General features: G+C 47.0%; 13 protein-coding genes. 11 read left to right on the top strand and 2 right to left on the bottom strand.

The window, feature by feature from the left end:
• Positions 1-5: 5 nt before the first annotated feature.
• The 3 genes from purD to ilvA all read left to right on the top strand — a co-directional run bounded on the left by purD (position 6) and on the right by ilvA (position 4,275).
• Positions 6-1,271: a phosphoribosylamine--glycine ligase gene (gene purD, locus MKY54_RS03325; RefSeq protein ID WP_076142419.1), complete on the top strand. Its 1,266-nt coding sequence runs from the start codon at positions 6-8 to the stop codon at positions 1,269-1,271.
• 287 nt (positions 1,272-1,558) lie between these two features.
• Positions 1,559-2,854 carry an SEC-C metal-binding domain-containing protein gene (locus tag MKY54_RS03330; protein WP_339189458.1) on the top strand — a complete coding sequence of 432 codons (1,296 nt, stop codon included), beginning with the start codon at positions 1,559-1,561 and terminating at the stop codon, positions 2,852-2,854.
• Between the two features lie 158 nt (positions 2,855-3,012).
• Positions 3,013-4,275 (top strand): threonine ammonia-lyase IlvA, encoded by a 1,263-nt coding sequence (ilvA, locus tag MKY54_RS03335; protein ID WP_076104158.1) that lies wholly within the window; start codon positions 3,013-3,015, stop codon positions 4,273-4,275.
• Between the two features lie 87 nt (positions 4,276-4,362).
• Here the strand turns inward: ilvA and MKY54_RS03340 are convergent, their stop codons facing one another.
• Both MKY54_RS03340 and MKY54_RS03345 read right to left on the bottom strand, forming a co-directional pair.
• Positions 4,363-5,301, bottom strand: a complete 939-nt coding sequence (locus MKY54_RS03340; protein WP_339189461.1) for a hypothetical protein — start codon at positions 5,299-5,301, stop codon at positions 4,363-4,365.
• A 50-nt stretch (positions 5,302-5,351) separates the two neighbouring features.
• The gene (locus MKY54_RS03345; protein WP_339189464.1) at positions 5,352-6,014 is read right to left on the bottom strand and encodes a DUF1129 family protein; all 663 of its coding nucleotides are present in this window, start codon (positions 6,012-6,014) and stop codon (positions 5,352-5,354) included.
• A 183-nt stretch (positions 6,015-6,197) separates the two neighbouring features.
• Between MKY54_RS03345 and MKY54_RS03350 the strand changes: the two genes are divergently transcribed.
• The 8 genes from MKY54_RS03350 to MKY54_RS03385 all read left to right on the top strand — a co-directional run bounded on the left by MKY54_RS03350 (position 6,198) and on the right by MKY54_RS03385 (position 13,309).
• The gene (locus MKY54_RS03350; RefSeq protein ID WP_036680885.1) at positions 6,198-6,398 is read left to right on the top strand and encodes a hypothetical protein; all 201 of its coding nucleotides are present in this window, start codon (positions 6,198-6,200) and stop codon (positions 6,396-6,398) included.
• 1,096 nt (positions 6,399-7,494) lie between these two features.
• Positions 7,495-7,920, top strand: a complete 426-nt coding sequence (locus tag MKY54_RS03355; RefSeq protein WP_339189467.1) for a hypothetical protein — start codon at positions 7,495-7,497, stop codon at positions 7,918-7,920.
• A 170-nt stretch (positions 7,921-8,090) separates the two neighbouring features.
• A complete protein-coding gene (locus tag MKY54_RS03360; protein WP_076195105.1) occupies positions 8,091-8,921 on the top strand; it encodes an alpha/beta fold hydrolase in 831 nt (276 codons plus the stop codon).
• A gap of 85 nt (positions 8,922-9,006) precedes the next feature.
• Positions 9,007-9,783, top strand: a complete 777-nt coding sequence (locus tag MKY54_RS03365) for a class III extradiol ring-cleavage dioxygenase (protein WP_038568677.1) — start codon at positions 9,007-9,009, stop codon at positions 9,781-9,783.
• Between the two features lie 204 nt (positions 9,784-9,987).
• Positions 9,988-11,085, top strand: a complete 1,098-nt coding sequence (locus MKY54_RS03370; RefSeq protein ID WP_076104156.1) for a DUF3048 domain-containing protein — start codon at positions 9,988-9,990, stop codon at positions 11,083-11,085.
• A gap of 202 nt (positions 11,086-11,287) precedes the next feature.
• Positions 11,288-11,905: a DUF47 family protein gene (locus MKY54_RS03375; RefSeq protein WP_036686871.1), complete on the top strand. Its 618-nt coding sequence runs from the start codon at positions 11,288-11,290 to the stop codon at positions 11,903-11,905.
• A gap of 13 nt (positions 11,906-11,918) precedes the next feature.
• Positions 11,919-12,911 carry an inorganic phosphate transporter gene (locus tag MKY54_RS03380; RefSeq protein WP_036686873.1) on the top strand — a complete coding sequence of 331 codons (993 nt, stop codon included), beginning with the start codon at positions 11,919-11,921 and terminating at the stop codon, positions 12,909-12,911.
• Positions 12,912-13,015: 104 nt separating this feature from the next.
• Positions 13,016-13,309 carry a hypothetical protein gene (locus tag MKY54_RS03385; RefSeq protein WP_339189469.1) on the top strand — a complete coding sequence of 98 codons (294 nt, stop codon included), beginning with the start codon at positions 13,016-13,018 and terminating at the stop codon, positions 13,307-13,309.
• The last annotated feature ends 169 nt before the right edge of the window (positions 13,310-13,478 follow it).

A 13,478-nucleotide genomic window follows, 5' to 3' on the forward strand; every position in this document is an offset into this window, starting at 1 on the left:
TTCTAATGGATATTTTAGTGGTTGGCGGCGGCGGCCGGGAGCATGCGATTATTTGGAGCCTGTCCCAAAGCCCAAAGGTTGGTAAAATCTATTGCGCACCCGGCAACGCCGGGATCGCGCAGCTAGCAGAATGTGTGCCTATCGGTGTGTTTGAGTTCGACCGTCTGACGGCTTTTGCCAAAGAGAAGGAAGTAGGTCTTGTTGTAATCGGACCGGATGATCCGTTAGCAGGGGGCATTGTGGATGCTTTTGAAGCACAGGCTATTCCTGTGTTTGGTCCGCGCAAGAATGCAGCTGAGATCGAAGGCAGCAAAACCTTTATGAAGGATCTTTTGCACAAATATAATATTCCGACAGCAGCCTATGAAAAATTTGATGGCTATGAAGCTGCACTGGCTTACTTACGCGAGCAACCGCTGCCGATCGTAATCAAGGCAGATGGGCTTGCCGCAGGAAAAGGCGTGACCGTTGCCTATTCACGGGAAGAGGCAGAGCAGGCACTAGCTGATATTATGGTAACCAAAGTGTTTGGTGAAGCTGGCGCTCAGGTTGTCATTGAAGAGTTCCTAGCGGGTCAAGAAATGTCGATTTTGGCTTTTGTTGATGGAGAGACAGTTCGCCCGATGGCTGCCGCTCAGGATCATAAGCCCGCTTACGATGGAGATAAGGGTCCTAATACCGGTGGAATGGGTACCTATTCGCCTCTGCCGCATATCGACGAGGCGATTATCCAAGAAGCGATTGAGACCATCATTAAGCCAACAGCCAAGGCTATGGTAGCTGAAGGCCGTTCTTTCAGCGGCGTTTTGTTCGCAGGGCTGATGATTTCTCCAGAAGGTAAACCAAAGACCATCGAATTTAATGCCCGGTTTGGGGATCCGGAGACACAGGTCGTGCTGCCTAGATTGAAGAGCGACTTGTTAGAAATCTTTTTGGCAGTAACCGAGGGTAGACTTGCGGATATCGACATTGAATGGAGCGACGAAGCAGCTGTGTGCGTGGTTCTCGCTTCTGGAGGATATCCAGGCTCTTATCCTAAGGGAGTGCCGATCGAAGGGCTTGAAGACAGCCAAGGAGGGCTGATCTTCCATGCCGGTACAGCACGGGGGGCAGATGGCAGCTGGGTAACGAACGGCGGACGGGTCTTAGGCGTGGTAGGCCTGGGTGCTACGATTGCCGAAGCTCGTTCAGCAGCCTATGCTAGGGCTGAAGGAATCTCTTTTTCCGGGAAACAGAATCGCAGCGACATCGCTATGAAGGCTCTGGTATAAGGATAAAGCACTGTATCTAGCAATTTTTTGCGCTTTAAGTCCTAAAAAAGGACTGACAAGTGATAGAAGAAGTGCTATAATACTACACGTACGGGGGAAAATGTGCGGATATATACAGATAAGGGCCTTTCCGATCATGGGAAGGCCCTTTTAAATCGGAGTCCTTCAGACTTTGTGCAGTAACCTTATAAAGGATGCCTCGTGCCTGAAAATGTTGATACTTATAGTGCATACTAGCGATACGCTTATGGCGAATGGCTACTCACAGATTTAAGGGGGAATTCGTTTTGAGTAAGATTGGAAGAAATGATATGTGTCCTTGCGGAAGCGGGAAAAAATATAAGAAATGCTGCCTAGGGAAAGAAACTTCTGCAGTGGAATCCATCATGCGACTGGTAACAACGGAAGAATCCGCTGCTACTGTGGCTGTGGCCGAGAAACCAGAAGCGGCAGCAATTCCTGAAGCTAAGCTTACCCTAACTACGCTCAAAAAAAAGGTGTCACGTGATCTGAAATGGGAGCATCCGGCACATGAACAATTGGCTCTGCATCTTATTGAGACCATGAGAGACAGCTATGACCGGGAGCTAATCTGGGAAGGTCTGGTTCTATGGAATGGTTATTCCCGTCACATCAAGCCTGCAGTGAAGAAAATGGGCTCTTTCTGTGCAGCTATCGAGTTTATCTTGTCTGAGGAATATGGATTCCTTCAAACTCAAGTTGATCTAGCGATCAAACATGAGGTTACTGCACCTACCATCTCCAGAAAAGTTAAAGAGATGCTTAATTATATCGAACAGTACGGCATGGGCGGGGCAGAGGAAGAATTACTTTTGCTCAACGTTTCAGGCACTCCGAAGGATCAGGAACAGGCTTTGCTGCAAAAAGCAATGGAAACTAAAGCATCCAATCGTCGGATCCAGCTAGCAGAAGCGGCATTGGAAGTTTATCCGGACAGTCCGGACGCCTATCTCATTTTGGCTGAGGAAGCCGAGAATGAAGCAGATGCCCGTGCTTATCTGAAAGTGGGGATGGAAGCGGGTGCGCGTGAGCTTGGAGAAGCCTTTTTCACTGAGAACAAAGGACATTTCTGGGGTCTTTACGAGACACGTTCGTACATTCGAATTTGCAAAAGCTACGCTGACTCCTGCTGGTTTAGCGGAAATGCAGAAGAAGCACAAAAGACGCTGGAGCACATTCTAGAATTGAACCCAGAAGATAACACAGGTGCACGTTACCTTCTAACGGCAACGTACCTTTACACTAATAAGCTTAAGAAGACCGAGAAGGTACTGGAGAAGTTCGGCAAGGATGCAGCAGCAACAGTAGCATATGACCGTATGGTTTTAGAATATAAGAAGAACGGGATTACTTCCCAGCTCAAAATGCTCTACCGCGTGGCGAAGAATGTGAACAAGCATGTGCCGGATTATCTGTTAGGTATCAAAAGATTGCCGCATAACCTGCCTGATTTTGTAGGCGTGGGTGACGCTAACGAGGCTATCGAATATGTTATTGTACATTCACGTTTGTGGACAAGCTTACCAGACCTGGTGAAGTGGATGCTGAAGCAACAGGACTAGTAGGTTTCATAGCGTAGGGATAGCAAATATTAGTAAGAGACTATAGGGTTCCTTTAGTCTCTTTTTCTTTATCACTGATTAGGATGCTTGAAAAAATGTCCTCGGGAGAGTATGTTACAAGAAGTAGAATAACAGATAGATAGTGAGGCGAGAGGGTTATGAGAGAAGAGGAAGACCGAATCGTAGGAATGGAAGATATTGTGCGGGCTCATCACGTACTGCGTGAAGTCATAATCCGGACACCCCTACAACGTGATGCTGTGCTGTCAGCCAAGTATGATTGTGATGTGTATTTGAAGCGCGAGGATTTGCAGATTGTACGTTCTTTCAAAATCCGCGGAGCTTATAATATGATTCGTAGTTTGTCAGCAGAAGATAGAGCAAAAGGGATTGTCTGTGCGAGTGCGGGCAACCATGCACAAGGCGTAGCCTATTCCTGTAAGGCGCTTGGAATTAAAGGCAAGGTCTACATGCCAAGCACTACGCCTAACCAGAAGGTTAAGCAGGTGCGGCGGTTTGGCGGTGAGTTTGTTGAGGTCATTCTGAAGGGAGATACCTTTGATGACGCTTATGATGAAGCACTGCAAGCTTGTATAGATCATGGGATGACGTTGATCCATCCCTTTGATGAGCCACGAATCATTGCGGGCAACGGCACCATTGCAATGGAAGTGATGGAGAGTCTGGACAACCCTGCAGACTTTATGTTCGTAACCATTGGTGGAGGCGGCTTGGCAGCGGGCATAGCCACCTATGTGAAGACAGTTAGTCCTTCTACCAAGTTGATTGGTGTGGAGCCACTCGGAGCAGCTTCTATGACGGAAGCGATCAAGCTGGGAGAAGTGGTGACTCTAAAGGAAATTAATAAGTTCGTGGACGGAGCGGCTGTAAAACGTGTTGGTGGCCTGACATATGATATTTGCTCCCGTCATTTGGATGACATCGTGATGGTGCCTGAAGGTAAAGCTTGTACCACGATTCTGGAACTATATAACGAGAATGCCATAGTGGTTGAGCCAGCAGGTTCGCTGCCTATCGCAGCGCTTGATCAATATCGTGATCAAATCCGCGGCAAAACAGTTGTCTGTATCATAAGCGGCGGCAACAACGATATTGACCGGATGCAGGAGATCAAAGAGCGTTCATTGATTTACGAAGGCTTAAAACACTATTTCATGGTGAACTTCCCGCAACGTGCAGGTGCGCTGCGTGAGTTCTTGGGCGAAATCCTTGGACCTCACGATGATATTACCCGTTTCGAGTATATCAAGAAGCATGATAAAGAAAATGGTCCCGCGCTTGTGGGCATTGAATTATTGTCAACGGATGCCTACGAACCTCTCATCGAACGGATGCAGCAGAAGGGCGTCGATTATGTAGAGATCAATAAGGATTCTAATCTCTTTAACATCCTTATTTAATTCTCTCATAGACTTAATAATCTCGTTAACGAACATAAACAAGCCCGTCCCTATTCATTTCAGGGACGGGCTTTTGTGGTTTCTTTATTAGAGAGGTAACGAAGTCTTACGATATTGCTCGACCTCATCGGTCAATTTATAGCTATTATCTTTCATTAATTTCATGAAGCTATCCAGCTTTTGTAGAAATGGGCTGTTGTCATTATTTTTGGTCAGAATACTGGAGTAAGCCTTTTGCGCCTCCAAATCCATTTCCAGATTGTCATAATGGAAGAGAGGAGTGTTATTCTGGCCGTAAAACGTATTATTCACATACATAGTATACAAGGCTTTTACAGCAGAAATTCGGTTTGATTTCGGATGATTTTGAATGAATTGCTCTTGAGATAAAGCTCTGGCTGCTACCTCAGTCCAGGCGATAACTAGCCCGTTGTCCTTGGAAGAGGGCAGGTCCGATTCGGTGGCCATAATGGTAATATAAGCGCTGATATCATTGGTGACGTATAGCTTGTACTTGCGGTAAGCCCCATAATCGATCACCGGGAAAAAAGTACCCTCTGCTGTCTCCAGCTTATATCCGCTTTCGCTGGCACTTTTCAGCAGTGTACGCAGTTGGAGATCATCAGTAATAGCGGCAAGAGAAGACATGCTGGCGCCTGCTTTATAAATGGCGGTGAGCTTCCGCTGGACAGTGCTGGTACTGAATTTACTTTCCCAGGCTTGCAGCGCAGCTTTATGCAGATTCTCAAGCTTCAGCGTCATCATTGTTGCACGATACGAACCTACCGCATACATATTGGAGTTCAAATATTTTATGGCTTCGGGTAACTTGTCAGAGGTAGATAACAGCGGTAACGCAGCTTTATAGACAGCCTCTGCATGATTATTGCTAGCTGCTTGGGTTATTGCCTTAGCGCCTTCCCCATGAGGGCTGGTAGCACCTTCGGCGTGAATAGCACTGGGCACTATGCCTAGCCCTAAGGCTATAGCTAGAACGGAGTAGAGAATATAATGCTTCTTAATCATGGAAGTTTCCCCCTATCTATCGGATGGAATAAAGTTTTCAGCCTAGGTATTTATTTTTTGAAAAATATAAATTTCAGTCCCAACCCCCCAATGATGCACAGAATTAAGCTTACCCACGGGGATATTGTAATGACCGGAAATAACCGATCGAGGAACATACCGATAAATACAGCAGCTACTGCGATGCCAATATAGATGCCAAGGCTTTTTATATCAAAAGGTTTGGCACTGGGGGCATCGCTTTCCGACAAGGAAGACATCCATTTCATAATGAGTTCAATTAAGATAATGGAGCCTACTCCCACAGCGAGCAGGGTGAAAAGGCTGATCTGTCCGAACATTCCAGGTGAATCGTCAGTCCATTGGAAGAAGAGTCCACCAATTGCCAATATCCCAAAAAGACAGGTCAGAGCTGCGCAGGGAATCATCAAGTAATAGTTCCATTTACTGCGCATCGGGCGCCCGGGAACACTGTCTATGATTTCTTTAAAATAATCGTGCGGATTCTCGCCGAATACTTGCTTGGCATTTTTCCCTTTACGTTGTTCCTTCAACAGCAGCTTGGCCGCATCCAGCAAAAGTTCTTCTCCGCGCAGGGGTTCAATTCGACTGGCCCGCACCGCAAGAATCATATCTTCTAAATAGGAGCGATTGAAGGGCGTCAACTGCTCACGCAGGGCGTTATTTTCCTTAATCATATCTTTCACTTTCATAATTTGGATGTAAACCTCCAGTGTTGTTAATCGGTATAGTCTTTAACCTAGAGTATACGTTTGCATGACAGGTCTACGCAAGGACAACCATTTCTATGGCGATATGCATAATCCTTTTAGAAGAGTGAACACTGATAATGTTGTTGCTTGATCAATATAGCATTGGGAAAGGTTGGGAGCTTTATGGAACATGAGAACAAGAAAGAACAGGGAAGATCCATGGGCAACGGTTTCGAGCCTACGCCCAATAATTCAATGGGGGATTGGGGCGGCTCCGATGGATTCAGCATGTGGGATTCCGCAGAAGATGCTCCCGAGGGCTTGCTTAAGGATTGGGAAGGCAGCCATGAAACCCATGAGATGTTTAACGACAGCTACGATTGATTAACAACCCTGGTCATTCATCTCGAAAAAACAACAGAGCAGCGATCCTCCAATACTGGGGATCGCTGCTCTTTGTTTTTTGGTGGGGTTCTGAAACCCCGGGAACCCCGGGAACTCCGGAACTCCGGAATCCCGGAACCCCGGAACCCCGGAACCCCGGAACCCCGGAACCCCGGAACCCCGGAACCCCGGAACCCCGGAACCCCGGAACCCCGGAACCCCGGAACCCCGGAATCCCGGAACCCCGGAACCCCGGAACCCCGGAACCCCGGAACCCCGGAACCCCGGAACCCCAGAACCCCGGAACCCCAGAACCCCGGGAACTCCAGAGCTCCCAGACCCCCGGTTGTCGTAGCATCCACCATCTTTCGGACTCAGATGACGTTATTAGCCAAATTATCGCCTTTTCAGCACAGTTTCGGACCCCAGTGATGCTATTGCTCGAAAAGTAGCTCTTATTTGCTGTTTTACAGGGTGATAGCGACTATGGGGTCCGATAGAATTCAAAAAGTGTGCTAAATCTGCGAATAGGGTCTTCTGAGTCCTATAGAGCCTGCTGAATCCGATGGATTCAGCAGCGGGATTTCCGCGGAAGATCCCCCCGAGGGCCTGCTTAAGAATTGGCAAGGCAGCCATGAAACCCATGAAACCCATGAGATGTTTAACGACAGCTACGATTGATTAACAACCCTGGTCATTCATCTCGAAAAAACAATAGAGCAGCGATCCTCCGATACTGGGGATCGCTGCTGTGTGTTTTTTGGTGGGGTTCTCAAACCCGAACCCGAACCCAAACCCAAACCCAAACCCAAACCCAAACCCAAACCCAAACCCAAACCCAAACCCAAACCCAAACCCAAACCCAAACCCAAACCCAAACCCAAACCCAAACCCAAACCCAAACCCAAACCTCAAGCACCCCCAGACCCCCGGTTGTCGTAGCATCCATCTTTCGGACTCAGATGACGTTATTAGCCAAATTATCGCCTTTTCAGCACAGTTTCGGACCCCAGTGACGCTATTGCTCGAAAAGTAGCTCTTATTTGCTGTTTTACAGGGTGATAGCGACTATGGGGTCCGATAGAATTCAAAAAGTGTGCTAAATCTGCGAATAGGGTCTTCTGAGTCCGCTGAAGCTACTGAGTCCGCTGGAGCTACTGAGTCCGAAGGAGCTGCTGAGTCCGCTGGAGCTACTGAGTCCGAAGGAGCTACTGAGTCCGCTGGAGCTACTGAGTCCGCTGGAGCTACTGAGTCCGCTGGAGCTACTGAGTCCGCTGGAGCTACTGAGTCCGCAGAAGCTACTGAGTCCGCTGGAGCTACTGAGTCCGCTGGAGCTACTGAGTCCGCTGGAGCTACTGAGTCCGCTGGAGCTACTGAGTCCGATGAGCAGCCGAGTCTGCTGGAGCTACTGAATCCGATAGAGCTGCTGAATCCCGGATTGGCGGTTCCAATCCACTCGACGTGGGTGCCCCAGAGCATCCTCATGACTTACAGGACACCCTGTTTGTCGCGCAGACTCTAATGCCCAAATACTCCGTGCGTTTATTAAGAATTGTCCCCTTGCTGTTGACAATATGAACGAAATCTTTATAATTAGATTATAATTCATACTAAGTTAATCGGAATTCTAATAAATTAAAATAAATTAAATTATAAATATAAATATAAATATAATTATAGGAGGATGCGGCAATGGAACGGAATATTGTAATCCGGCATAACGGAGAAGAATTGACGGCGAGCATACATTACCCGAACAAAGAGAAGGGAACCTCTTCGCGTTGCAAGGATAGACTGCCATTAGCCGTGATCTGCCACGGATTTGTGGGGAATCGGATTGGCGTAGACCGGATTTTTGTGAAGGCGGCTCGTGAGCTGGCACAAGAGGGATATATGGTTATTCGTTTTGATTATGTGGGCTGCGGCGAGAGCAGCGGGAATTATGGCGGCGAAGATATGGAATCGATGATCGCTCAGACTAGAGCGGTGCTTGATTACGGAATTAGCTCTGCTGATGTGGACCCACAGCGCGTGACGCTGATTGGCCATAGCCTGGGTGGCGCGGTGGCGCTGCTGACAAGTATTCGCGATCGCCGCGTGAAGAATCTCGTGTTATGGGCCTCTGTTGGTTATCCTTTCAATGATATTGTGAAAATTGTAGGGCGGGAGGCGTATGATCGTGCTGTGAAGAATGGATCAGCCGATTATGTGGGCTACTCGTTTACGCCGGTATATTTTAATTCTTTGGCGGCTTTTCAGCCCTTCCAAGAAGCGAGCAAATTTAGCGGCGATGTACTGGTCATTCATGGCACCTCTGATGATGTCATTCCGGTGGATTACGCTTTTCTTTATCAGAAGCTGTTCTGGACACGTCCCGAAGGACGTTGCGATAAAGAGATCATTTTTCAAGGGGATCACACCTTTTCTTCTGGACCGGCGCAGCAGCAGCTGCTTAAGCGGACTATAGAATGGATGAACGAACAAGAGCATCTGCAGACAGAGTGGCAGAATTGGATGATTTAGGAGAAGGTTTTTATTCGCATTAACTTGCAATAAGCGGTAAAATAAAGATGCACACCATATACTGGGTTATGGAGGTTGGCATCCTATGAAATTACCGTCATTTTTTATTGCGCACGGTTCTCCGCTCCTCGCACTGGAGGATAACGAGTATACCCGTTTTCTGGAGCGGCTTGGTCAAGAACTTGAAGCGCCACGCGGTATAGTAGTTTTCTCAGCGCATTGGGATAGCCCTGAACAGCTACTTACCGTTGATGAACTGCACGAGACACAGCATGACTTCTACGGATTCCCTGAAGAAGTTTACACGCTGACCTATCCGGCCCCGGGCGATCCGGCCCTAACAAGACGGATTTCTGAGCTCTTCAAGGATAACAATCTATCACATCAGCCCGTTCTGGGGCGAGGACTCGATCATGGAGTCTGGGTGATACTGAAAAAAATGTTCCCGAACGCCGACATTCCGGTAGTTGCTTTATCCGTCGATTCCCTGCGCTCTCCCAAGGAGCAGTACAATATCGGGCGGATGTTAGCACCGCTTCGTGACGAAGGCATACTGCTGATTGGAAGCGGTGGACTTGTTCACAACTTGCGGATGCTAAGTGAAAGTGAGCAGCCTGAGGATTGGGCACTTGAATTCGATGCCTGGATTGCCAAGGGACTAGAAGCCTGGGATTTGCCTTCACTTTTTGCGTATGAGAAAAAAGCTCCACATGTACGCGATGCGGTTCCTTCTTATGGAAGAGAGCATTTTGCACCTCTCTTTTACGCGATGGGAACAGCGGATGGCAGCAGGAAGGCAGAGCGGATTTTTCAGGCTTATCAGTATGGGACATTAAGTCTTAATTGCTGGAAGCTAGACTAACTGAATGAATAAGAGACCCGCAGGGTGCAGCCCCAATGGCTGTACCCTTTTTTTAATATGAGAATTTATCTATTCCATGCTATAAAATTTCCTTATGCTCGCTATGAAAAAAGGGAGAAGGTGATCAAGACAAATGGGACTGACTGTGATTAAATGGAAGGAATCAGTGAGTTTCATAAAACGTTTAGGAGGAACTACAAGCTTATGAAAGTAAATTGCTCTTCTTCCCGTCTGTTATCTGCCATTGTATTGACCACCCTATTGCTCTCCGCTTGCGGAACACAGAGTGCAAATAATGAGATCACCCCGACACAGCAGCCTACCGCAGAGCCCACGCCTATCGAAACGATTCAACCCTCACCTACTATTGATCCCGCTGCTGAGCTCGTATCCGGATTAACAGGTCTTCCAGTTTCTGAAGACAGTCTTCCACGTCCCTTGGCCGTAATGATAAATAATGCTCCTGCCGCCCGGCCGCAATCGGGGGTTAGTGAAGCAGATATTTTGTATGAGATTCTTGCCGAAGGTGGCATTACGCGTTTGATTGGTATTTTTCAGAGCCATACAGGTGTGGTGAAAATCGGACCGATTCGCAGCATCCGCCCCTATCTGCTGGATATTGGCGAGAGCTACGGTGGTGTGACGGTGCATGCAGGAGGAAGTCCGGCAGCTTACGCCATTTTGCAAAAAGAGAAAAAAGAAGATATGGACGAGATCGGCCGTGCCGGAGCTTATTTTTGGCGGGATAAAGCGCGAAAAGCACCTCATAACCTGTACAGCAACGCAGCCAAACTGCGGGAAGGTGCCGAGAAGCTTGGGTTTGCGCAAAGTGTGAAGGTACCCGGGTATCTTTTTAACAATCCAGATTACATACCGGCGGACGGAGAGAAAGCCGCTGAATTTAGCATAAACTATCTGCTCAAAAGTTATAAAGTTGACTATAAATATGATCCTAAACGTCAGACCTATCAGCGTTATGTGAATGACAAACCTCATTTGGATCTAAATAACGATAATCCGGTGGAAGCGGCCAATGTGATGGTTATTGGAGCCGATCATAAAGTGCTTGATGATGTCGGAAGACTTCAGATTGATGTGGAGCTTGGCGGGGAAGCGTTGCTTTTTCAGCGGGGACAGGTCACCAAAGGCAGATGGTCGCGTGAACCAGGGGATGTGATCCGCTTTGTGAGGGATGGAAAAGAAGAGCTGATGTATCCAGGAATTACCCATATTTTGGTGGTCCCTAATGCACCTTCATTTAGCAGTCATGTGGTATATGGCGGGGCGGATGGTACAACATAAGAAAGTCGGAATATCCAGTGTTATACAGATTTGTGTTCGGAATAATGGGTATGTGTTAATAGAGTGTAAAAAAGTTCATTTCTATAGCTTCTATACCTTGTACGGATATGATAAGATAACAAGGGTTGTCATTCATTTTCATGCTTTTTACATATGAGTGGCTCTGTATTCACGGTAATTTTATGTAAAGGGGTTTAAAACAATGAAGTTGAGAAAAAAGGACATATTCTTTGAGACGCTGGAAAATATGGCCGATACTATTGTCCAAGCTGCAGATTATTTTGCTCAGAATATCACTGATCTCCGGAATAATGTCGATAATTTCGCTGCAGAGATGAAAAAGTACGAATCCCAATGTGATACTTACACGCACACCGTCATCAAAGAATTGAACAAGACGTTTATTACGCCGCTTGAACGTGACGACATTATGGACTTGATCACAAGCATGGATGATGTCATCGATGGTCTGGAGGCATCCGCCTCACGTTTCTATATGTACAACCTTCTTGACCCGGATGAATACATTGTGCAATTCGCCGAAATTCTTCGCCAGTGTGCTTATGAAATCCAAAAAGCGGTTCATTTGCTCTCCCAGAAGAAGCTGCTTGCGATTCGTGAATATACAATCCGTCTAAATGACCTTGAGAATCAAGGGGACGAAGTGCTGCGTATTTGTACTAAGGTCCTGTTCGAAACTGTAAAAGACCCGATTGAGCTGATTAAACGCAAGGAACTGTATGAGCGGCTCGAGACCACTACAGACAAATGTGAAGATGTAGCCAACATGTTGGAATCGATCATCATGCGCAACTCATAAGGGGTACTAGAATATGGAAACATCTATATGGATTCTTGGAATTGTTATATTTCTCGCGCTTGCGTTTGACTTTATCAATGGATTCCATGATACGGCCAACGCAATTGCTACCTCTGTCTCAACACGTGCCTTAAAACCGCGAACAGCAATTATTATGGCAGCACTGATGAACTTTGTTGGGGCCTTGATGTTTACAGGTGTGGCCAAAAAAATCGGCGGAAGTATCACCGACCCGACCTTGCTTGAAAATGGGTTGGATATCATAATAGCCACGCTGATTGCTTCGATTATTTGGAATTTGATTACTTGGTGGCTCGGAATTCCATCCTCATCGTCTCATGCACTGATCGGCGCTTTAGCGGGTGCAGTATACGTGGGGGCAGGCTCAGCACACATCAATTGGGGCGGGTTTGTGGAAATTGTCGAAGGACTGATTTTCTCCCCAATCATTGCGTTTGTTATTGGTTATATTATCATGACCATCCTGAAATGGATCTTTGCTAAGCGTAGTCCACATACGGTCAACAAGGGCTTCCGCTCTATGCAGGTCCTTACGGCAGCGTTACAGTCGTTCACACATGGTACGAATGATGCGCAAAAAGCGATGGGGATCATTACTTTTGCACTCGTTACCTCAGGACGTCAAGAAACTATGGATGTTATCCCTTTGTGGGTTAAGATAGCTGCAGCTACGGCTATGGCGCTCGGTACCTCCATCGGTGGTTGGAAGATTATTAAGACTATGGGTACGAAGATTTTCAAAATCGAACCTATTAACGGTTTCGCGGCTGATATTTCCGCGGCATCTGTTATTTTCTCAGCAACGCTGCTGCATTTGCCAGTAAGCTCAACGCATGCGATCACATCAGCGATCCTTGGGGTAGGCTCTGCCAAACGTTTCTCTGCAGTGAAATGGGGAGTAGCCGGACGTATTGTGGTCACTTGGTTCATCACGATTCCAATCAGTGCGGTATTAGCAGGTCTGATTTTCAAAATCATTTTTTAAACACCCTTTAATAAAGATGTCAGTTAGCCATTGGGCTGCGGACATCTTTTTTTGTTGTTTGGACATGAGGAGAGTGAAGAATATACGGTATAAATCCCGTAGAAATGACGAAGTTTGGCGCTGGAGGGGGAATGTACGGTATAAATCCCGTAGAAGTGACGAAGTTTGGCGTCGGAGGGGGAATGTACGGTATAAATCCCGTAGAAGTGACGAAGTTTGGCGATGGATGGGGAATGTACGGTATAAATCCCGTAGAAATGACGGAGTTTAGAGCTGGAGGGGGAATGTACGGTATAAATCCCGTAGAAGTGACGAAGTTTGGCGTCGGAGGGGGAATGTACAGTATAAATCCCGCTGAATTTACGAAATTCGGGGTGGGGACAAAAAGAAGAGCATAATTGCCCTAGAATTAGGGACACTTCGTCGAAGAAGCGGAAATAAAGGCATAAATGCCTTAGAATGGGTGAACTAGCGTCGAAGAAGCAAAAAGAAAGACATAAATGCCTTAGAATTAGTGGAATAGCGTCGAAGAAGCAGAAATAAGGGCATAAATGCCCTACAATTCGT

This window comes from Paenibacillus sp. FSL P2-0121, from assembly GCF_037975345.1.
Taxonomy (GTDB): domain Bacteria; phylum Bacillota; class Bacilli; order Paenibacillales; family Paenibacillaceae; genus Paenibacillus_AQ; species Paenibacillus_AQ odorifer.

Bases quoted from the DNA above. Each gene is read 5' to 3' on its own strand.
- MKY54_RS03345 (WP_339189464.1), bottom strand. From the start codon at position 6,014: ATGAAAGTGAAAGATATGATTAAGGAAAATAACGCCCTGCGTGAGCAG.
- MKY54_RS03365 (WP_038568677.1), top strand. From the start codon at position 9,007: ATGAAATTACCGTCATTTTTTATTGCGCACGGTTCTCCGCTCCTCGCA.
- purD (WP_076142419.1), top strand. From the start codon at position 6: ATGGATATTTTAGTGGTTGGCGGCGGCGGCCGGGAGCATGCGATTATT.
- MKY54_RS03360 (WP_076195105.1), top strand. From the start codon at position 8,091: ATGGAACGGAATATTGTAATCCGGCATAACGGAGAAGAATTGACGGCG.
- MKY54_RS03380 (WP_036686873.1), top strand. From the start codon at position 11,919: ATGGAAACATCTATATGGATTCTTGGAATTGTTATATTTCTCGCGCTT.
- MKY54_RS03340 (WP_339189461.1), bottom strand. From the start codon at position 5,301: ATGATTAAGAAGCATTATATTCTCTACTCCGTTCTAGCTATAGCCTTA.
- ilvA (WP_076104158.1), top strand. From the start codon at position 3,013: ATGAGAGAAGAGGAAGACCGAATCGTAGGAATGGAAGATATTGTGCGG.
- MKY54_RS03385 (WP_339189469.1), top strand. From the start codon at position 13,016: ATGACGAAGTTTGGCGCTGGAGGGGGAATGTACGGTATAAATCCCGTA.
- MKY54_RS03370 (WP_076104156.1), top strand. From the start codon at position 9,988: ATGAAAGTAAATTGCTCTTCTTCCCGTCTGTTATCTGCCATTGTATTG.
- MKY54_RS03375 (WP_036686871.1), top strand. From the start codon at position 11,288: ATGAAGTTGAGAAAAAAGGACATATTCTTTGAGACGCTGGAAAATATG.
- MKY54_RS03350 (WP_036680885.1), top strand. From the start codon at position 6,198: ATGGAACATGAGAACAAGAAAGAACAGGGAAGATCCATGGGCAACGGT.